Origin of the sequence: Amycolatopsis melonis (assembly GCF_040064235.1) — a bacterium.
Taxonomy (GTDB): Bacteria; Actinomycetota; Actinomycetes; order Mycobacteriales; family Pseudonocardiaceae; genus Amycolatopsis; species Amycolatopsis melonis.
The window spans coordinates 297,155-313,900 of record NZ_JBDZYD010000014.1 but is presented as its reverse complement, the minus strand read 5'-3'; the positions used below and the strand labels follow the sequence as shown (position 1 = coordinate 313,900).

Genomic DNA, 16,746 nt, shown 5'->3' with positions numbered 1-16,746 from the left:
TTTGACCGCGTTGTCATCGATGCCCCGGGGAGCACCCCCTCGAACGGAGACCCGAATTGAGCAAGTTCACCGAAGCGGAGTCCGCCTTCACCCGGGTACCGGTCGCCTACCACTTCGATCCCGAGCAGGAGGTGATCAAGATCGGCGCGAGGGACTGGGACCGGGATTCGGGCCGAACTGGGTGGTTGCCCAGCTCGCCGGTGGTGATCCCGACGTAGGCGACCCAAAATGATCAACGCTCCCGACTTCGGGAAACCGGTCCGCTTCGACCCTGTTCAGGGTGGCGCAGTCGGTGCCACGCGCCCCGCAGGACAAAGTTGATCGTTGCCGAGGAGCGACAGGCCAATGGCTCGCACGCGTGCGGCTGAACGAGCGCTCAGCGGCATGAGCGGATGGCCTGGTGCGATCCGGGGCACCTCAAAACAGGCGATAGTTGAAAAGGCACAGCGCCAGGACAAAGAGCACCACCTGACTGATCCAGCCGACCTCGAGTATCACCATTCCGGGGGATCGAAAGTCGATGAAACGTCGCGCCGAAGCAAGCCTTCGAAGGTCAGACATGCTTTTCGGCGAGTCATTCTGGTCCAGGTGCTCATTGAGCTTGCGCAGGATGCTCGGCGCCCGGATTGCCAGGTATGTGGAGCACAGTGTGTCAGCGTTCGGAGCCAGCCGGCGCTCAGCTCGGAGTGCGACATAGACCATCGGGAACCCGTGTGCGATCACGAGTGCGCTCAGCAAGGCTATGAGTTGTGGCATCGCGCTCGCGATAAGGAGAAACCCCGCCTGTCGCTGGGAAAGGCCGTAGGCCAGTAATAAAGTATCTGCGGCGATGATGAAGCCACACATCTGTATCGCCAACGTTGCGAGAGCCCGTAGCGCTTCATAGCTGTGTTGCAGTTGGGCGGCAACAGCGTCGAGTTCCTTCTCGGCATCTTCGGTCACCACGTGCATTGTAGTCGCGATCCGTCGGCATGGTTCGTGGTTTCGATCGACATGTCTCAGGTTGCCGGTGACGGATCTGTCGTCGCTGCTGGACCTTCGGTTCGGTTCGTCAAACGCGAAATGTGCCCGGCAAACCTTCGGATTGTGCCCGGTCACAGGTTGGCCAGACCTGCGACCGGGACACAGTCCCATGAGGCGTCAGATCGCCGAGATGGCCGCGATCAGCTCCTGGGCGGACAGGTCACCAAGCGGGGCAACCTTGACGGCGGGCCGTTCATGGACGGAACCGACGGCAAACGCCCTCTGTTCACCGGCCTGATTCGGAGTTGCGGCGATAGCTCGCCTCGCTGCCGGCGTCTCGGCGAAGCAGGCTGCGGGCGACTGTCCGACGACAAGCTCAAGGGGGCGAATTTCGAGGGCCATTTTGGATACGTACTTGGAAACGAAGGATTCAGGTGAACTGTTCATAACGCCAACTCTAATAGCGACGTCGTCACCACCGCACCCACCGAAATGATGAAATTGTCGAGCAGTTGGACGGATGAAGGTCGGACGCCATTTCAGGCCCTGCCGACCGGCCGGTATTCAGTGGACGCAATCGTGCTCTTTGCATGGCGATTCCAAGCGGTTCACCAGGGCGCTGTGGATTGCCGCGGGAATGTCGACGTCAATATCGACGTTGTTCTATCGTTTCCTGGAGACGTGCATGGTGATCCTCGCGGTGACGAAGGCTTTGCCGTCAGCGTCGAGGACATCAACCGGGACGATGAGCTCGGTGGGGTCGTCACCGAACTCGGGAATGGGGTCGAGGCGGGCGATGGCTGTCACTGCGGTTGTCGCCTTGGCCTTGTATTCGACGTTCATGCCGACCGGGATCCACCGGTGGGTGGCGGGGATGGTGGCGTCGGTCATCATGCCGCCGGCCAGTTCCGCCATGTTGCAGGAGGCGATGGCGTGATAGGTGCCGAGGTGGTTGCGGACGCCGCGGCGGTTGGGCGCGCTGACTCGGCACAATCCGGGCCGTAGTTCCCGGAGAAGGGGGTGCACAGTGCGGAAGTAGGGGGCTTTCCAGCACAGCGCCCGAGTGAACAGCCAGCTGCCGAACGGCAGGCGCTGCAGCCTGTCCCAAAGAGCGAGGTTGGCGCTACGCGCCAGAGGCTGGACGATGGTCATCGGCGGTCCTCTTCTGGTGGTGATCCGTACCGGGGTCAGCGCAGTGCCGCCGTGACGGCGCTGTACATGGTGGATTTGATGGCGCCGAGCGTTCCGGGGTTCTTGCCGATGATGGGGGACAACCGTTCGACGGCGGTGGTGAGGACCTCGGGTTCGGAGGCGGTGGCGTCGACGAGCCCGGCGGCCAGAGCGTCCGGGCCGCTGAAGCGCCGGCCGGTGGTCATGGCGGTCACCGCGGCCTGCGGGCTGAGCTTGGCTTGGATGAGGGCGGCCATGCCGGGGGTGAAGGGAATGTTGATGTCGACCTCGGGGAAGCAGTAGTAGCCGCGGTCCGCTCGCATGACGCGGTAGTCGTGGGCGATGGCCACCATGGCGCCGGCGCCGAAGGCGTGGCCGTTGACTGCGGCGATGGTGGGCAGCGGGAAGGTGAGAATGCGGGCGAAGAGTTCTTGGACGCGGGAGACGTACCATTCGGCGCGGTCGCCGTTGGCCATCAGCCACTCCAGGTCGAGGCCGTTGGAGTAGAACTTTCCGCTTCCGGTGGTGACGAGGCCGTGGGCGTCTCGTTCGACGGTGTCGAGGTGGGCGTTGACGGCGTCGAGCCAGTCCGGCGAGAACCGGTTTTCGTCGTCGCCGAGGGTCAGCACGGCGATCTTGTCCTGGTAGTGCAGGTTCGCGGTCATGATCGTGCCTTTCACTTCGTTGTGACGGGGGACTGGAGAGACACGGCTAGTACTGCGCGGACGGCGGCCGCGAGGCGTTGGCGCACGGCGGGATCCGGGTCTCGCCTGCCTCTCAGCAGCAATGCGCTGGGTAGTTCCACCACGCAGTCCCGGATGACTGCGACAGCGGTGCGGTCGCCGCGGCCGAACACGCGGTGTGCCAGCTCGATGAGGAGCCCGGCCAGGGACTGGTCGAGTTGCCGGAGTTCTTCGGCGATGTCGTCGGGCATCTCGCTGGAGCCGAGGAGTTCCTTCCGAGACACCGTCAGGAGGAACCGGCCCGATGTCGGTTGCCGCATCAGGAATTCGGCGGGAGTGTCGGCTGCGGCGACGACCGCCTCGATCGCGCGCTCGGGCGTCGAACCTCCAGCCGTCGCGTGCTCCACCGCTTGACGCTGCAGAGCGAGGAACTGCTGCGCGGCGCGCAACCAGATACGGCCCATCAGGCCGGACCGGGAACCGAAGGCGTGGTAGATCGCCCCGTTGGACACCGAGGTGGCCTCCGAGAGTGCCCGGACGGTGACCGCAGCAGGCCCGGCGTCGACGGCCATGCGCTCGGCGGCGTCCATCAGGCGGTCGAGGTCGTGTACTCGAGGGCGAGGCATGCGGCACACGTTAACAGAGCACGCGCTCTACATCGCCGTCCGTGACGTAGATAACAGAGCGTATGCTCTAGTTTGATAGCAGAGCATGTGCTCTTCTATGTGTCGACGCACCCGCCACCGAGCAGAAGACGAGCATTGCCATGACCCCCACGACCGGTCCCGAGGACGGCACCTGGCACAAGACGGCGTGCATCCTGTGCGAGAACAACTGCGGGGTGCAGATCCTCACTGCCGAAGGGCAACGGACCTTCCTCAAGATCCGCGGGGACAAGGACCACGTGTCCACCCACGGCTACACCTGCAACAAGGCGCTGCGCCTGGACCACTACCAAAACGGCGGCCGGCGCCTGACCACCCCCTTGCGGCGTGAACCCGACGGCACGTTCACTCCCGTGGACTGGGACATCGCCATCGCCGAGGTCGCACAACGGTTCGCCGCGGTGCGCGACACCCACGGCGGAGACAAGATCTTCTTCTACGGCGGGGGCGGACAGGGCAACCACCTCGGCGGCGCCTACGCCGGCCCGCTCCTCAAGGCACTGGGCTCGCGTTACCGCTCCAATCCACTGGCCCAGGAAAAGACCGGTGAAGGATGGGTCGACGCACACTTCACCGGCGGGCACACCCACGGCGATTTCGAGCACGCCGAAGTGTCGGTGTTCATCGGCAAGAACCCCTTCCAGAGCCACGGCGTCGCCCGCGCCCGCACCGTGCTCAAGGAAATCGCCAAGGACCCGGCACGCAGCCTGATCGTCATCGACCCGATCCGCACCGAGACCGCCGACCTCGCCGACTTCCACCTCCAGGTCAAACCCGGAACCGACGCCTGGTGCCTGTCGGCCATCCTGGCGATCCTCGTCGAACAGGACCTGCTCGATCATCGTTTCCTGGCCGAGCACACGCGTGACTACGAGGTCGTGGCCGAGGTGGTGCGCGGCATCGACATCAGCGCGCACGCTGCCGTGTGCGGGGTCGACGAAGACCTGTTGCGCCGCGCCGCCACCCGCATCGGCACGGCCGCGAGCGTGTCGACCTATGAAGATCTCGGGGTGCAGCAGGGCCCGAACAGCACCCTGATCTCCTATCTGAACAAGCTGATCTGGCTGGTCACCGGCAACTTCGCGAAACAGGGTGCCATGCAACCCCACTCGTGGATGTTCCCGCTCGCGCACTACTCGACCCGTACCCGCACCACCCCGGTCACTGGGGCACGGATGCCGGGCGGGCTCGTGCCCTGCAACGTCATCGCCGAGGAGATCGTCAGCGATCACCCTGACCGGTTCCGGGCGATGCTGATCGAATCGTCCAACCCCGCGCACTCACTGGCCGACTCCCGGATGTTCCGGCGGGCGTTGAAAGAACTCGAGTTCGTCGTCGTCATCGACGTCACCATGACCGAAACCGCCCGGTTGGCCGACTACGTCCTGCCCGCAGCCTCCCAGTACGAAAAGTACGAGGCCACCTTCTTCAACTTCGAGTTTCCCCGCAACACCTTCCACCTGCGCGCGCCCGTGCTGGACCCGCTGCCGGGCACCCTGCCCGAACCCGAGATCTACGCCCGGCTGACCAGGCAACTCCGCGCGGTCAAGCCCCTTCCGCTGGCCGTGCTGCGGACCGCCGCCAAGTGGGGCCGCACCCCGTTCCGGCTGGCGTTCGCGGCCTTGGTCATGGCGAACAAGAAAACCCTCGCGATGGCGCCGTTCCTGCTCTACGAAACCCTCGGCCCGACCCTGCCCGGCAACGCACGCGCAGCCGCGGTGCTGTGGGCACTGGCCCAGCGCACCGCCCGCACCTACCCAGCCGCGATGCGCCGAGCCGGGCACGTCAGCGCCGACGCGCTGTTCGATGCCATTCTCCAGGGACGGTCAGGGGTGGTCTTCACCGAAGACAGCCAGGATGACGCCTGGGACTACCTTCCCCACCCTGACAAGCGGTTCCCGCTGGCCATCCCGGAACTGCTGGGCATCCTGGACGATCTCGATCCGGCCACCGCGGTGCAGACCAGCGCCGAATATCCCGTCATCCTCGCCGCGGGGCAACGACGGCCGTTCACCGCGAACACCATCATCCACGACGACAGCTGGAGACTGCGCGACACCAAGGGTGCCCTGCGCCTGAGCCGCCCCGACGCCGAAGCACTCGGCCTCCACGACGGAGATCAGGCGCGAGTCGTCACCGAACGCGGCTCAGCGGTCGCCTCCGTCGAGATCGACGACCGCATGCAGGCCGGACATGCCGCGCTGCCCAACGGTTTCGGCCTCGACCTGCGCGGCGACGGCAACTCCGTCGTCGGGGTCGCACTCAACCAGCTCACCGACGCCCGCCGCCGCGACCCCATCTCCGGCACGCCCTGGCACAAGAATGTCCCGGCCCGAATCGAGCCGGTCACCACCACCCACATGAGCCCCTCGGCCCCTGGAGCACTCCGATGACCACCACCGACATCGCCGCACTGTCCGGTTACGAACTGATGCAGTGGATCAAAACCGCCCGTCCGCTGGACGTTCCCTCGATCGGACGGCTGCTGGGGATGGAACTGACCGACGTCGAACGCGGCCGGGTGAGCTTCACCCTGGCTACCGTCCCCGACTTCGCCAACCCGCTGGGCACCGTCCACGGCGGCATCGCCGCTACCATGCTGGACTCCGCGATGGGCTGCGCCGTGCACACCACACTGCCGGCCGGAGTCGGATACACCACCCTCGAACTGAAGGTCAACTACATCCGCTCGGTGGCCACCGACGGGCAGACCCTCACCGCCGAGGGCACCGTCATCCACAGTGGACGCTCCACCGCCACCGCCGAAGGCCGTGTGCTGGACGGCAAGGGCAAGCTCGTCGCCCACGGCACCACCACGTGCCTGATCCTGCGTGCACCCGGTGACTGAACCGGAGCACGGCAGGCGAGCCCCGCCGGCCACGAAAAGCGACAGAAAAGGACAACCATCGATGCACTGCCGCCCGCTCCGCACACGGGCTGCCCCGCTCCGGCACCGATACACCCTGACCACCGACCCGCGCCCCCGCCGGAACGATCCCGCCGAACGATGGCTCGTCGACGGCGGGCCCGGCACCGTCGGACTGATCGCCTCGGTCACCCGTCCCTTCTGCGGAAACTGCGACCGCGTACGTCTCACCGCCGACGGCATGGTCCGCAACTGCCTGTTCACCCAGGACGAAACCGACCTGCGATCCCTGCTCCGCGATCCGCACCGCGACCGGGAATCCGCCGACGCGGCCATTGCCGCCGCTTGGCGCGCTTCGATGGGGAACAAGGCAGGAGGGCATGGCATCGACGATGACAGAGCAACCCGCCCGCACCATGAGCGCTATCGGCGGCTGAGTCCCCGAACCCCTCGGGCGCGAGTGTGAGGTGTGCGGGCGGGCCCCGCCGGGCACGGCCGTCGCGTTAGGACAGCCAGTGCAGGCGAAGCCCGCCCACAGTTCACGCAAGTGACCCGTTACCCCGGGTATTCGCACGTAGCGGTGGCGGTGTAGTAACGCCCGTTGTTCTCGAAGTCCCATCCTCCTGAGATGAAGCCGTTGAAGTTGTTCCGGCAATTCGCTTCGGCAGCCGATTCGGCGGCACGCAAGCTCGAACCGGAACCTGAGACACGACGGGTGGCCGCGGATGCCGGCAACGCGACCACTGCGAGCATCGAACTGGCGGCAACCGTGGCTGCCAGGACCCGAACAGTCCACATTTTCACAGAGAAATTCTGCAACATACGATTCACTCCTTGTTATTCAAGCGTGGAAGGGGCGAGAACTGCCAGAGAGGCCGCTGAACCGGAGGTCAGGCAGCGGATCCGGTCGGCGCATAGACCTCTGCGGGATCGAGAGCCAGATCAGCCTTGGCCCGAACGGAGAGCGCGTCGGCAATGACTTCGGACTTCTTAGCCTCGACCCCGTCGAGGATGGCGGTCACGACGTCGGCGGGATCGTTCTTGGCCAACGGCACCGCCTTGGCCAAGTCGGTGTCGGTCGGCCCGAAATACACGCCGGTGACCTGGGTGTTCTGTCCGGCGAGTTCGAGACGGACGCTGTTGGTGAGGCTCCAGGTGGCGGCTTTGGCCGCATGGTAGGCGCCCCATTTCTCACCGGGGACCCAGGATGCCGCCGACACCACGTTGACGATCGCTCCGCCACCGCCGGCCTTGAGGATCGGGGCGAACGCACGGATCATGCGGAGCGGGCCGTAGAAGTTGGTGTCCATATCGCGTTCGATCTCGTCCAGATCGCCGTTGACCAGATCGGTCTCGGTGTTGATCCCGGCGTTGTTGACCAAGAGCGTGACGTCCGAGGCGACGGCCGCAGCGGCGGCGATGGAATCCGGGTCGGTGATGTCGAGTGCAAGCACTTCCACTCCGGGCATATCAACGCTCTCGGGGTTCCGCACGGCCGCGTAGACCTTGGCAGCGCCGCGTTCGAGCAACTGGGCGGCGAGGTGACGACCGACGCCGCGGTTCGCGCCGGTGACGAGAGCGACGGAATTGGCGATCTGCATGGAGAAATCCTTCACGCGGAGAGAGAAGAGGCACAAGGAGCGCTCGAAGGGACACTTGAGCGCTGCCATCGACATTACGATCAACACACTGGACGTTCGATAGCCGGGAGTCCGAAAGAAGTAACCGATCGTCCAAGTAGGATGAGTTCATGAAGCCGGTTGAAGACGTCCTCGCTTCGATGAACATCGAGCACTCCCAGTATCAGCGAGTCGATGCCAGGGCACCGTGGGGAATCTCGTTCCATCCGCGGGACGCCGCGTATCTCATGCTGATCGCCAGTGGTTCGTGCTGGCTGACAACCGGCAACGCCGACGGGCCACAGTATCTGGAGGCCGGTGCCTGCTTTCTGATGCAGGCCGGCCACGACTTCGTTCTCCAGCACGATCCGGACGACGACGTCGAGAGCTGCGCGTCGATCATCACCGACGTCGTCGTCGAGCATGGGGGCGACGGCGAGCTGACCGAGATCCTGTTCGGCCGCTTCCCGTTCGACAGCGATGCTGCCGAGCCGCTCCTGACCCGGCTGCCCCCGCTCGTCCGGCTGGAGCTGGACGGCCCGTCCAACGGGACACTGCGAGCCACCTTCGACCTGATCGCGCAGGAGACCGCGACGCGAGGTATCGGTTCCGGTCTCATCACCAGCCGCCTCGCCGATGTGCTGTTCATCCAGGCATTGCGTGCTTGCTGCGCCTCGTTCGGCGACGGCACGGTCAGCTGGATCGCCGCGCTCCGCGACCCCGAGCTCGCGCCGGCACTGCAGGCGATGCACGCCGACCTGGCCCGCCCCTGGACCATCGACACGCTGGCCCGCGAGGCGAACATGTCGAGGTCCGCCTTTGCCGCGGCCTTCAAGGCCAGGACCGGCGAAACCCCGCTCGCCTACCTCACCTCGTGGCGGATGTACCGGACGAAGACGCTGCTCCGCGACACCTCGCTGAGCCTCCACGAGATCGCGCGTCGGGTCGGATACGACTCAGGTACCGCCCTGAGCCGGGCGTTCTCCCGCAGGGAAGGGACTTCGCCCGGCGCCTGGCGTCGGCGGCACCACAACCGGCAGCTCTGACGGATCTCATCCGCATTTCCACCGCTCTCATTCCACGGTGAGGACAACACGTCCGCGCAGTCCGCCCTCCTTCAGCCGGGCGTAAGCCTTCGAAGCCTCCCGCAGCGGGTAGGTCTCGGCCACCCGCAACGCCAGGTCTGCCGCCGCGGCCAGATCGGACAGCGTCGTGAGCATCGCCGCATCCGGGCCGACCTGCGTCAGCCGAACCCGAATTCCTCGCTCACTGCCGGGCACGGCAGTCGGCCGCGTGGTCACGAACGTGCCACCGTCGGCGATCGCTCCGAGGACGGTCTGTCCCAGCCCGACGGTGTCCAGAACGGCATCGACCCCCGCGGGACGCACCTCGCGGACGGCCTCGACCAGAGGCTGCGACGCCGGCACGTGCACGTCGGCCCCGGCCACCTTGGTCGCGAACTCGCCGTCGGGCGAGAGGTCGTTCGAGATGACCACAGCTCCCCGCCGCTTGGCCAGCTGCACCGCATAGCCCCCGACCGCACCTTCGGCGCCGGTGACGAGCACCGTCTGGCCCGCCTGGACGCCGAGCAGTTCAACGGACTGGGCCGCGGTCAGGCCGTTGAGGGGGATGGTGGCAGCGTGGACGGGGTCGATACCCGCGGGGGCCGCGGCGATCGCGTGCGAGGGAACCACGACGTACTCGGCCTGTGCCCGGTGCAGCCGCAGGGGCAAGCCGTAACTGAGCGCGATGACGGGCTGTCCGGGCTTCCATGGGGCACCTGGCCCGACGGCGTCGACGACACCGGCGACGTCCCAGCCGAGGCCGTAGGCGCTGCCCTCCGGCGGGGCGGGGAAGAAGCCCCCGGTCCAGGCCGACACGTCGGTGGGGTTGAGCGCGGCGGCCTGCACCTTGATCCGGATCTCGCTGAGGCCTGGAACAGGCTGGTCGATCTCGGCGATCTCGACGACCTCCGGGCCGCCCTGAGCGCGGTAAACGGCTGCTTGCATGAGTTCTCCTGGTAGAGCGCACCTGCTCGCGCGGCAGGCACGGAACATCTGCGATGGGAAAGAAGGGAGATCAGCGGCGCGGGAGGAGGGTGCGCAGGCGTGCGGTGTGCTCGTCCATGGCGTGAGGGCCGTTGCTGGTGAGCAATCGGACACCTTCCTCCCAGACGATCTCGATGGCGCCCGGATCGGCGGGCGTCTGCACTTGGTAGCCGGCGTCCCTGAGGGCGTCGTCGATGAAGTAGCCCAGACTCACCTTCTCGCCAGGGAGATTGAGGTAGCCATCGCTGAGGACGAAGAGCTCGAGTGACTTGGCGAACGCGGTGACGCCGGCACCTGTGAATGCGTGCTGGAGGTCGGTGACGATGGTGCCGTCGGGCCGCACTCGGTATTTGGCCGAGACCAGGGCGACCGGACCGTGGCAGATCAGCGAGATCAGCGCCCCGTTCTCGCGCAAGGTGTGCAGGAGTTCGCCGATCCACGGATTGTCGACGAAGTCGACCATGGGGGCGTGACCCCCGGGCAGGTGCACGAAGTCGAACGCGCCCAGGTCGAAGGAGTCTTCGGGGTCGCGGTGCCTGCGCACGAGCTGCTCGACGGACGGGTAGGTGTGCTCCGGCAGGTCCTGCATCGACTTGACCAGGTCGTCACGTAGCAGCACGACTTCCTTGTCGCTGTTGGGCAGCGCCTCGGACACGGGCAGCCGGCCCAGGTAGTGGCCGGCGAGGGCGAGTTCGCGGTCGCGGCGGGCGACGAGTCCGGGCCGTTCGGCACGGAAGACATCGACATCGAACCCGGACGCCTGTGCTGCGGCGGCCGAGGCCATCGCGGCCCCGGCCTCGGCCCCGGCGTGCGACGCGAGCGCGAGGCCGTTGATGTCCAGCTGCGGGATGTGCCCGTCGGGGGTGGCGAAGGTGAAGTCGTACTCGTCGCCGAGTTCTTCGAGGATCTGTGCCATCTCGACCAGGTAGAAGCCGGTGGAGAGACCAGGGTGACCTGCCGGTTCGGTGAGCGGCAGGGTGGCGGCCGACGGGATGACGATCAGCGCTTGCGGCTTGGCCAAGGGGATGTCCATGGGGTGCCTTTGCTCGGTCCGAGGCGGGGGAGCGGAGTCCCGCCGAGGTAAGATGAACCACGTTCACCATTTATCCTGAACCGCGTTCACTTTAAATGCAAGCGCTCGTCCCTGACCGCCGGAGAGTTCTCATGACCCAAGCTCGGGCACCGCGTGCCGACGCGGTCCGCAACCGGAAGAAGATCCTCGACGCCGCCCGCGAGCAGATCTCCCGGCACGGAACGGAGATCGGGATGGACGAGATCGCCGCCGCCGCAGGTGTCGCGGTGGGCACCTTGTACCGCCACTTCCCGAACAAGACGGACCTGGTGGCCGCCGCGGCCGCCGCGCACATCGAGGGGCTGACGGCCGAGGCCGAGGCCGCCGCAGGACGAGTCGCGTCGGGCGCCCGCGCCTTGACGGAGTTCACCAGCTTCATCGAGTACGTCGTCGAGGCCTGCGCCGCCGATCACGCCGTGAACGTGGCCGCCCTCACCCTCGGGGCAGGCTCGGAGGACAAGGCCACGATGCAACGCGCGACCAGCGCCGTGGCCGCCCTCGTCCAGGCCGGCCAGGCCGACGGCGACATCCACCCGGACGTCACCGCCGCGGACATGTTCCTGCTGTTCTCCACCGCCCCCGCCGACCGGCCCGCCGCCACCCGCGCCCGATGGGTCGCCCTGGTCCTGTCCGGCCTGATCACCAGTACCCGGAGCCTCGAGAGCTGAACGAGTCCGTCGGGTGCCGTGCCGTTGTGAGCTCATGGACCCGGGTGCAGCCGCCTCGAAGTCCATTATTCGGAGATGCTCCGCTCCGCCTGCACGAGCGCTCGGAATCGTTCTGCGCCCACCCCAGTGTTTTCGAGGTTCTCGACAGAGACCGCCCGCTGATGCCGCCGGGTTGAGATCAGAGGGCGAGCCTGTGTCGAGCCCATGATCGGGCGGCCGCGGTGAGGGCCCGGCGGTGGGCCAAGGGCTGGTGGCGTTCGAGGTATTCCCAGACGCCCCAGATCGCGGCGGCGAACGCCGTCTTGGTTTCGGCCGGGGTTCGCTGCCAGAGCGGGAGCTGGCCGGCCGAGGTTTCCGCGGTGACTCCGGCGATGGTGAACCAGATCCTGGACGCCCTGGAGGAACGTTGGCTGCGGTCCCTGGCGTCGCTGTACGCGGGTGAGTGGGCCAAGCTGGTGTCCTGGTTCCCGCACCTGCGGTCCCAGCGGGCGATCGGGCCGGGGACGGCTGAAAGCTAGAAGCCCCGCCCCTCCGGAGAGGGACAGGGCTTCTGTCCTGGAAAACATATGGTGCGCGATACTGGGATTGAACCAGTGACCTCTTCCGTGTCAGGGAAGCGCTCTCCCGCTGAGCTAATCGCGCGAGGTGGAGACGGGATTCGAACCCGTGTACACGGCTTTGCAGGCCGTTGCCTCGCCTCTCGGCCACTCCACCGTGCCAGGCTCGAGAGCCTACCGAGCGGATGACGGGATTCGAACCCGCGACCCTCACCTTGGCAAGGTGATGCGCTACCAGCTGCGCTACATCCGCACTCCCCAGCTCCGGTTCGGGAGGTTCAGGGCCTCGGCTCTGTCCCTCACCCCGTCGCCGTGGTGTGTGAAAACCATATCGGACGCCGGAAACGGCTTCGACACCGGGGTGTCACTTTGCCGTGGCGGGCCTGTGATCAGGCCAGATCGTGGGGGATGAGGTGGGTCAGCGCGTCGTCGACGTCCACCCACAGGTGCTCGTTGCCCGGGAGCACCACGTCGTACGTCCGGTCGAGGAAGTCCGCGAGCTCCTGGGCCGATGCCTCGAACATCGCGTGCCCGGACGGCGAGTTCAGCTCGATCAGCACCGCCTCCGGGTCCTCCACCGACGGGCGGATGCGGACGTCGCCGTCGCCCGCGTCGGCCAGGAGGCCGTCCGCGAGGAGGTCACGTGCGTACACCCACTCGACCCAGCCGGCGCGGCCGGTGCGGAAGGCGGCGACGACCGCATACGGGTCGCGTGTGTCGTAGCGCAGCTCCACCTTGACTGGAACCGCGGGAGTCCGCGGCGCCAGCAGGTCGAAGACCGCCGTCGAGCGGAGCGTCACGTGATCGTTGCGCATCGTCCTACCCTTCGTCTCCCTTCCCGGCCCGGCCCGGCCGAGGGCATCTCCTGCTGGGACGCAGCAGGAGGCCGTTTCCGTCGCGGGTGCGCCGCAGATCACCCGTCCGGGCGCAACGGCCCCCGTCTCCACCCGTGACCACCCACGGCGCGCAGCTGACCGACGCACCCCGCGGGGCCCACGCCTCCATACTGCGCGGTTTAGTCGCCGGGCGATAGCACCGTCGCACGGATGTCGAACGTGCCCGCACGCGGCCCCCCGGCGGCACAACCCCGGCTAGCTCGGGGTTGTTCGTTCCGTACTCGCCGGTAAGCGGAGTGTGGTCGGCGAGGACCACCCGTTTGCAGGCGTCCTGAAGTCGTACGCTAGAGTCTTCACCAACACCGCGAGCGGGCGATTAGCTCAGCGGGAGAGCGCTTCGTTCACACCGAAGAGGTCACTGGTTCGATCCCAGTATCGCCCACGAGATTCGCGGGAGAGCCCTGTTTGCGGAACACGCAAACAGGGCTCATCTCGTTGTGTCCTGTGGGGGCCGAGCCCCCACGCCCCCGCCGGGGGCACGCCCCCGGACCCCCAGGTTGGGTTGCGTTTTCGGGTGAGGGTGCCTGTCGGGGTCCCGCGGCCGCCGTAAAGCGGAGTGAACGATCCGTTCCAGTCCCGCGTATCTGTTTCCGAGAGTCGTTCGAAACCCGCTGTGAGACCGGGTTCGGGAAGTTCCTCGGAGGGTTGTCGGTGCGGGTGGGTTTTGTGGAATGGGTGTCGTTCGCGGGTTTTGTGTGATCTTCGGCACTGATTGCCCGGTCGGACGTTTGACAAGACTGGTGCGCGTGACGGGACGGCCGTGAATGTCACCGTGCGTGCGCGGTGCGTCGCCGGCGTTCGCGCCCGCGGCCGCTTGCGGTCCACTGTGGACCACCCGGGCGGCGCAGTGTCCACTGTAGATCTCCGGAAGCCTGTTCCGCCGTTCGGCGGAGCATGGTCCACCCGGGTGCGGGCAACTGCTCTTCGGTCACTCAGCGTAGTTTTCACGAGGATACGCCCTATTACGCATCGTCATCCTCTTGTTATCTTGCGGCCATTTTCTGGCGGGGAAGACTTGCAGCATGTGGCTGGAAATCCTTGTAACGATGCCGAGAGAGTCGCCGATACCTTGCCGTGTGACGCCTCTCCGGGCGCTGCGCGAGAACCGAGCCGTGGTCACTCTGTGAAATCACGTTCGGTGACGCTGCGTGCCTGTGAGATCAAACCGATCCTTGTCTCCGGGAGGTCAGATGGAAGAGTCGGTGCGGCCTTCGTACACGGTGAGCCAGCCACCGCCGCACATCGACCTCCAGGCCATCCCGCGTCCCGCCAAGCGGGACGAGCACGACGCCGGCGCGGGCGAAACGCCGTCCGCCAAGGCGTTGCCCGCGGCCTGGGAAGCGCGGTACAGAGCCTGGGTCATCGGCAGCGACGTCTTCATCACGCTGCTGGTGATCGCGATCAGCGCGTTCGTCATCGATCGCGTTGCCCCCCACGACATGCACGCCTTCGGCACCATCCTCGCGGTCTTCGTCGCCCTGCCCGCCAGCCGCGCCTGGAGCCCGCGCGTCCTCGGTGAAGGCGCGGAGGAGTACCGCACCCTCGGCCGCGGCTTCCTGACCGCCGCCGTCCTCGTCGCGCTCGGCGGCCTGCTGTTCGGCGCGCTCGAAGTCCAGGTCTGGGTGTTCGTCGTCGTCCCGGCCATCGCGCTCGTCGCGTTCCCCCAGCGGTACCTGCTGCGCCAGGTGCTGCACCGCAAGCGCGCCAAGGGACTCTGCCTGCTGCCGGTGATGGCCGCGGGCAGCCCGGAGACCGTCGCCGACCTCATCGCCCGCACCCGCTCCGAAGTGCACGTCGGCTGGCGCGTCGAGGCCGCCTGCACCTTCACCGGCCACGGCGCCGACCGCGACAGCGGCGAGATCGACGGCGTCCCGGTCGTCGGGCGGCTGGAGGAACTGTCCCGGCACGTGCGCCGCGGCGGCTACCGGGTCGTGGCCATCACCGCCGACCAGTACTGGAGCCCGAAACGCCTGCAGCGGCTGGCCTGGGACATGGAGGGCACCGGCGCCGAGATGGTCGTGGCCCCCGTGCTGATGGAGGTCGCCGGCCCCCGGCTCAACGTCACCGGCGTGCTCGGCATGCCCCTGCTGCGCGTCACGGCGCCGCGGTTCACCGGCGGCCGCCGGGTGGTCAAGGAGATCCTGGACCGCTGCGGCTCGGCGCTGCTGCTCGCCCTGCTTTCCCCGCTGCTGCTGGTGATCGCCGCCGCCATCAAGCTGAACGACCGCGGCCCGGTCATCTACCGCCAGCGCCGCGTCGGCCGCGACGGCGCGACGTTCACCATGCTCAAGTTCCGCACGATGGTCACCAACGCCGACGAGATCAAGCAGGCCCTCGCCGCCGAGAACGAGGGCGCGGGCCCGCTGTTCAAGATGAAGCGCGACCCGCGTATCACCCGCGTGGGTGGTTTCCTGCGCCGATATTCGCTCGATGAGGTGCCCCAGCTGTTCAACGTCCTGTCCGGGAAGATGTCGCTCGTCGGCCCGCGGCCGCCGCTGCCGGAGGAGACCGCGCAGTACGCCCCCGACGCGCGCCGCCGCCTGCTGGTCAAGCCGGGGCTGACCGGGCTGTGGCAGGTGAGCGGCCGCAGTGACCTGACGTGGGCGGAGAGCATCCGGCTCGACCTCCGCTACGTCGAGGACTGGTCGCTGGCCCTGGACCTGGTGATCCTCTGGAAGACCTTCCGCGCGGTCATGGGCGGCCACGGCGCCTACTGACGAGCCGGGGCGTGATCCAGCTCACCGCGGCGAAGTAGTTGAGCGCGAAATAGTTCAACGCTCAACCCTGTTGGACCGGGTACCGACCGACCAAGGAAGGAACCCAGCCCCATGACCACCTTTGCCGAGCAGACCGAGGCCCTCCAGCTGCCCGCGGACGTGCAGAACCTGCTGTTCCGCGAGGCTCGCACGGCCAACAGTTTCAGCTCCGAGCCGGTGACCGAGGAACAGGTCCGCGCGATCTACGACCTCGTCAAGTGGGCCCCGACGTCGATGAACACCCAGCCGCTGCGTGCGCTGGTGCTCCGCACGCCCGAGGCGAAGGCCCGCCTGCTGCCGCACATGGCCCCGGGCAACCGGGACAAGACCGAGACCGCGCCGCTGACCGTCGTGCTCGCCGCGGACGTGGACTTCCACGAGAACATCCCGCAGGTGTTCCCGCACGCCCCCCAGGTGAAGGACAACTTCGCCGACGAGCAGGGCCGCGTCGAGTTCTCGAAGCTGAACTCGCTGCTGCAGGTCGGTTACTTCATCATCGGCGTCCGCGCCGCGGGCCTGGCCGCCGGCCCGATGACCGGCTTCGACGCCCAGGGCGTCGACGACGAGTTCTTCGCCGACCGCAAGTGGCGCTCGCTCGTCGTAGTCAACGTCGGCAAGCCGGGCGTGAACCCCTGGTACGACCGCCTGCCGCGGCTGGACTTCGACCAGGTCGTCGAAACGCTCTGACGTCCCGCCGCCGACGGGCCGCTTCCCGCGGGGAGCGGCCCGTCCGGCGTTCGCGGACGCGCGTGAGGCGCGCGCGGGCCGCCGACTAGCATCGAC

18 protein-coding genes, 4 tRNA genes and 1 pseudogene are annotated in these 16,746 nt (G+C 67.2%); 10 read left to right on the top strand and 13 right to left on the bottom strand.

Going from position 1 to position 16,746, the window contains the following annotated elements; genetic code table 11:
• The first annotated feature begins 56 nt into the window (after positions 1 to 56).
• Positions 57 to 218, top strand: a complete 162-nt coding sequence (locus ABJI51_RS34570; protein WP_348955290.1) for a hypothetical protein — start codon at positions 57 to 59, stop codon at positions 216 to 218.
• A 199-nt stretch (positions 219 to 417) separates the two neighbouring features.
• Here ABJI51_RS34570 and ABJI51_RS34565 read toward each other — a convergent pair whose 3' ends face one another.
• The 5 genes from ABJI51_RS34565 to ABJI51_RS34545 all read right to left on the bottom strand — a co-directional run bounded on the left by ABJI51_RS34565 (position 418) and on the right by ABJI51_RS34545 (position 3,406).
• Positions 418 to 942, bottom strand: a complete 525-nt coding sequence (locus tag ABJI51_RS34565) for a hypothetical protein (protein WP_348955289.1) — start codon at positions 940 to 942, stop codon at positions 418 to 420.
• A gap of 198 nt (positions 943 to 1,140) precedes the next feature.
• Positions 1,141 to 1,410 (bottom strand): hypothetical protein, encoded by a 270-nt coding sequence (locus tag ABJI51_RS34560; protein ID WP_348955288.1) that lies wholly within the window; start codon positions 1,408 to 1,410, stop codon positions 1,141 to 1,143.
• 216 nt (positions 1,411 to 1,626) lie between these two features.
• Positions 1,627 to 2,115 carry a hotdog fold domain-containing protein gene (locus ABJI51_RS34555; RefSeq protein WP_348955287.1) on the bottom strand — a complete coding sequence of 163 codons (489 nt, stop codon included), beginning with the start codon at positions 2,113 to 2,115 and terminating at the stop codon, positions 1,627 to 1,629.
• Between the two features lie 35 nt (positions 2,116 to 2,150).
• Positions 2,151 to 2,798: an enoyl-CoA hydratase/isomerase family protein gene (locus ABJI51_RS34550; RefSeq protein ID WP_348955286.1), complete on the bottom strand. Its 648-nt coding sequence runs from the start codon at positions 2,796 to 2,798 to the stop codon at positions 2,151 to 2,153.
• A gap of 11 nt (positions 2,799 to 2,809) precedes the next feature.
• Positions 2,810 to 3,406, bottom strand: coding sequence for a TetR/AcrR family transcriptional regulator (locus ABJI51_RS34545; RefSeq protein ID WP_348955285.1), 597 nt, complete (start codon positions 3,404 to 3,406; stop codon positions 2,810 to 2,812).
• A gap of 176 nt (positions 3,407 to 3,582) precedes the next feature.
• On the opposite strand from ABJI51_RS34545, the gene ABJI51_RS34540 reads away from it, so the two are divergent.
• The 3 genes and pseudogenes from ABJI51_RS34540 to ABJI51_RS34530 form a co-directional block, all read left to right on the top strand.
• Positions 3,583 to 5,874, top strand: a complete 2,292-nt coding sequence (locus tag ABJI51_RS34540; protein WP_348955284.1) for a molybdopterin-dependent oxidoreductase — start codon at positions 3,583 to 3,585, stop codon at positions 5,872 to 5,874.
• Complete coding sequence (locus tag ABJI51_RS34535) at positions 5,871 to 6,329, top strand: PaaI family thioesterase (protein ID WP_348955283.1); 459 nt, start codon at positions 5,871 to 5,873, stop codon at positions 6,327 to 6,329. Before ABJI51_RS34540 ends, ABJI51_RS34535 begins: the two co-directional genes overlap by 4 nt.
• 97 nt (positions 6,330 to 6,426) lie before the next feature.
• A pseudogene (locus ABJI51_RS34530) lies at positions 6,427 to 6,784 on the top strand (GTP 3',8-cyclase MoaA); the annotation flags it as partial.
• Positions 6,785 to 6,902: 118 nt separating this feature from the next.
• Here ABJI51_RS34530 and ABJI51_RS34525 read toward each other — a convergent pair.
• A complete protein-coding gene (locus ABJI51_RS34525; protein ID WP_348955282.1) occupies positions 6,903 to 7,169 on the bottom strand; it encodes a hypothetical protein in 267 nt (88 codons plus the stop codon).
• 68 nt (positions 7,170 to 7,237) lie between these two features.
• Entirely contained in the window at positions 7,238 to 8,017 is a 780-nt protein-coding gene (locus ABJI51_RS34520; protein ID WP_348955281.1) for an SDR family oxidoreductase, read from the bottom strand.
• A gap of 80 nt (positions 8,018 to 8,097) precedes the next feature.
• Between ABJI51_RS34520 and ABJI51_RS34515 the strand changes: the two genes are divergently transcribed.
• Positions 8,098 to 9,012, top strand: coding sequence for an AraC family transcriptional regulator (locus ABJI51_RS34515; RefSeq protein WP_348955280.1), 915 nt, complete (start codon positions 8,098 to 8,100; stop codon positions 9,010 to 9,012).
• A 27-nt stretch (positions 9,013 to 9,039) separates the two neighbouring features.
• Here ABJI51_RS34515 and ABJI51_RS34510 read toward each other — a convergent pair whose 3' ends face one another.
• Together ABJI51_RS34510 and ABJI51_RS34505 are read right to left on the bottom strand one after the other, a co-directional pair.
• A complete protein-coding gene (locus ABJI51_RS34510; protein WP_348955279.1) occupies positions 9,040 to 9,975 on the bottom strand; it encodes an NADP-dependent oxidoreductase in 936 nt (311 codons plus the stop codon).
• Between the two features lie 70 nt (positions 9,976 to 10,045).
• The gene (locus tag ABJI51_RS34505; RefSeq protein WP_348955278.1) at positions 10,046 to 11,047 is read right to left on the bottom strand and encodes a DJ-1/PfpI family protein; all 1,002 of its coding nucleotides are present in this window, start codon (positions 11,045 to 11,047) and stop codon (positions 10,046 to 10,048) included.
• A gap of 131 nt (positions 11,048 to 11,178) precedes the next feature.
• On the opposite strand from ABJI51_RS34505, the gene ABJI51_RS34500 reads away from it, so the two are divergent.
• A complete protein-coding gene (locus ABJI51_RS34500) occupies positions 11,179 to 11,754 on the top strand; it encodes a TetR/AcrR family transcriptional regulator (RefSeq protein WP_348955277.1) in 576 nt (191 codons plus the stop codon).
• Between the two features lie 359 nt (positions 11,755 to 12,113).
• Positions 12,114 to 12,272: a hypothetical protein gene (locus ABJI51_RS34495; RefSeq protein WP_348955276.1), complete on the top strand. Its 159-nt coding sequence runs from the start codon at positions 12,114 to 12,116 to the stop codon at positions 12,270 to 12,272.
• A gap of 49 nt (positions 12,273 to 12,321) precedes the next feature.
• Here ABJI51_RS34495 and ABJI51_RS34490 read toward each other — a convergent pair.
• The 4 genes from ABJI51_RS34490 to ABJI51_RS34475 all read right to left on the bottom strand — a co-directional run bounded on the left by ABJI51_RS34490 (position 12,322) and on the right by ABJI51_RS34475 (position 13,126).
• Positions 12,322 to 12,396: transfer RNA gene (locus ABJI51_RS34490), tRNA-Val, on the bottom strand.
• Position 12,397: 1 nt separating this feature from the next.
• Positions 12,398 to 12,468 (bottom strand) — tRNA-Cys (locus ABJI51_RS34485).
• A gap of 23 nt (positions 12,469 to 12,491) precedes the next feature.
• Positions 12,492 to 12,564: transfer RNA gene (locus tag ABJI51_RS34480), tRNA-Gly, on the bottom strand.
• A 136-nt stretch (positions 12,565 to 12,700) separates the two neighbouring features.
• Entirely contained in the window at positions 12,701 to 13,126 is a 426-nt protein-coding gene (locus ABJI51_RS34475; protein WP_013227152.1) for an SsgA family sporulation/cell division regulator, read from the bottom strand.
• Between the two features lie 391 nt (positions 13,127 to 13,517).
• Here ABJI51_RS34475 and ABJI51_RS34470 point away from each other — a divergent pair.
• From ABJI51_RS34470 to ABJI51_RS34460, 3 genes are all read left to right on the top strand, one after another.
• Positions 13,518 to 13,589 (top strand) — tRNA-Val (locus ABJI51_RS34470).
• Between the two features lie 808 nt (positions 13,590 to 14,397).
• Positions 14,398 to 15,924, top strand: a complete 1,527-nt coding sequence (locus tag ABJI51_RS34465; protein ID WP_348955275.1) for a sugar transferase — start codon at positions 14,398 to 14,400, stop codon at positions 15,922 to 15,924.
• 111 nt (positions 15,925 to 16,035) lie between these two features.
• The gene (locus ABJI51_RS34460) at positions 16,036 to 16,650 is read left to right on the top strand and encodes a malonic semialdehyde reductase (protein ID WP_348955274.1); all 615 of its coding nucleotides are present in this window, start codon (positions 16,036 to 16,038) and stop codon (positions 16,648 to 16,650) included.
• Positions 16,651 to 16,746 lie beyond the last annotated feature (96 nt).

Bases quoted from the DNA above. Each gene is read 5' to 3' on its own strand.
- ABJI51_RS34560 (WP_348955288.1), bottom strand. From the start codon at position 1,410: ATGAACAGTTCACCTGAATCCTTCGTTTCCAAGTACGTATCCAAAATG.
- ABJI51_RS34555 (WP_348955287.1), bottom strand. From the start codon at position 2,115: ATGACCATCGTCCAGCCTCTGGCGCGTAGCGCCAACCTCGCTCTTTGG.
- ABJI51_RS34550 (WP_348955286.1), bottom strand. From the start codon at position 2,798: ATGACCGCGAACCTGCACTACCAGGACAAGATCGCCGTGCTGACCCTC.
- ABJI51_RS34545 (WP_348955285.1), bottom strand. From the start codon at position 3,406: ATGGACGCCGCCGAGCGCATGGCCGTCGACGCCGGGCCTGCTGCGGTC.
- ABJI51_RS34540 (WP_348955284.1), top strand. From the start codon at position 3,583: ATGACCCCCACGACCGGTCCCGAGGACGGCACCTGGCACAAGACGGCG.
- ABJI51_RS34535 (WP_348955283.1), top strand. From the start codon at position 5,871: ATGACCACCACCGACATCGCCGCACTGTCCGGTTACGAACTGATGCAG.
- ABJI51_RS34525 (WP_348955282.1), bottom strand. From the start codon at position 7,169: ATGTTGCAGAATTTCTCTGTGAAAATGTGGACTGTTCGGGTCCTGGCA.
- ABJI51_RS34520 (WP_348955281.1), bottom strand. From the start codon at position 8,017: ATGGCAGCGCTCAAGTGTCCCTTCGAGCGCTCCTTGTGCCTCTTCTCT.
- ABJI51_RS34515 (WP_348955280.1), top strand. From the start codon at position 8,098: ATGAAGCCGGTTGAAGACGTCCTCGCTTCGATGAACATCGAGCACTCC.
- ABJI51_RS34510 (WP_348955279.1), bottom strand. From the start codon at position 9,975: ATGCAAGCAGCCGTTTACCGCGCTCAGGGCGGCCCGGAGGTCGTCGAG.
- ABJI51_RS34505 (WP_348955278.1), bottom strand. From the start codon at position 11,047: ATGGACATCCCCTTGGCCAAGCCGCAAGCGCTGATCGTCATCCCGTCG.
- ABJI51_RS34500 (WP_348955277.1), top strand. From the start codon at position 11,179: ATGACCCAAGCTCGGGCACCGCGTGCCGACGCGGTCCGCAACCGGAAG.
- ABJI51_RS34475 (WP_013227152.1), bottom strand. From the start codon at position 13,126: ATGCGCAACGATCACGTGACGCTCCGCTCGACGGCGGTCTTCGACCTG.
- ABJI51_RS34465 (WP_348955275.1), top strand. From the start codon at position 14,398: ATGGAAGAGTCGGTGCGGCCTTCGTACACGGTGAGCCAGCCACCGCCG.
- ABJI51_RS34460 (WP_348955274.1), top strand. From the start codon at position 16,036: ATGACCACCTTTGCCGAGCAGACCGAGGCCCTCCAGCTGCCCGCGGAC.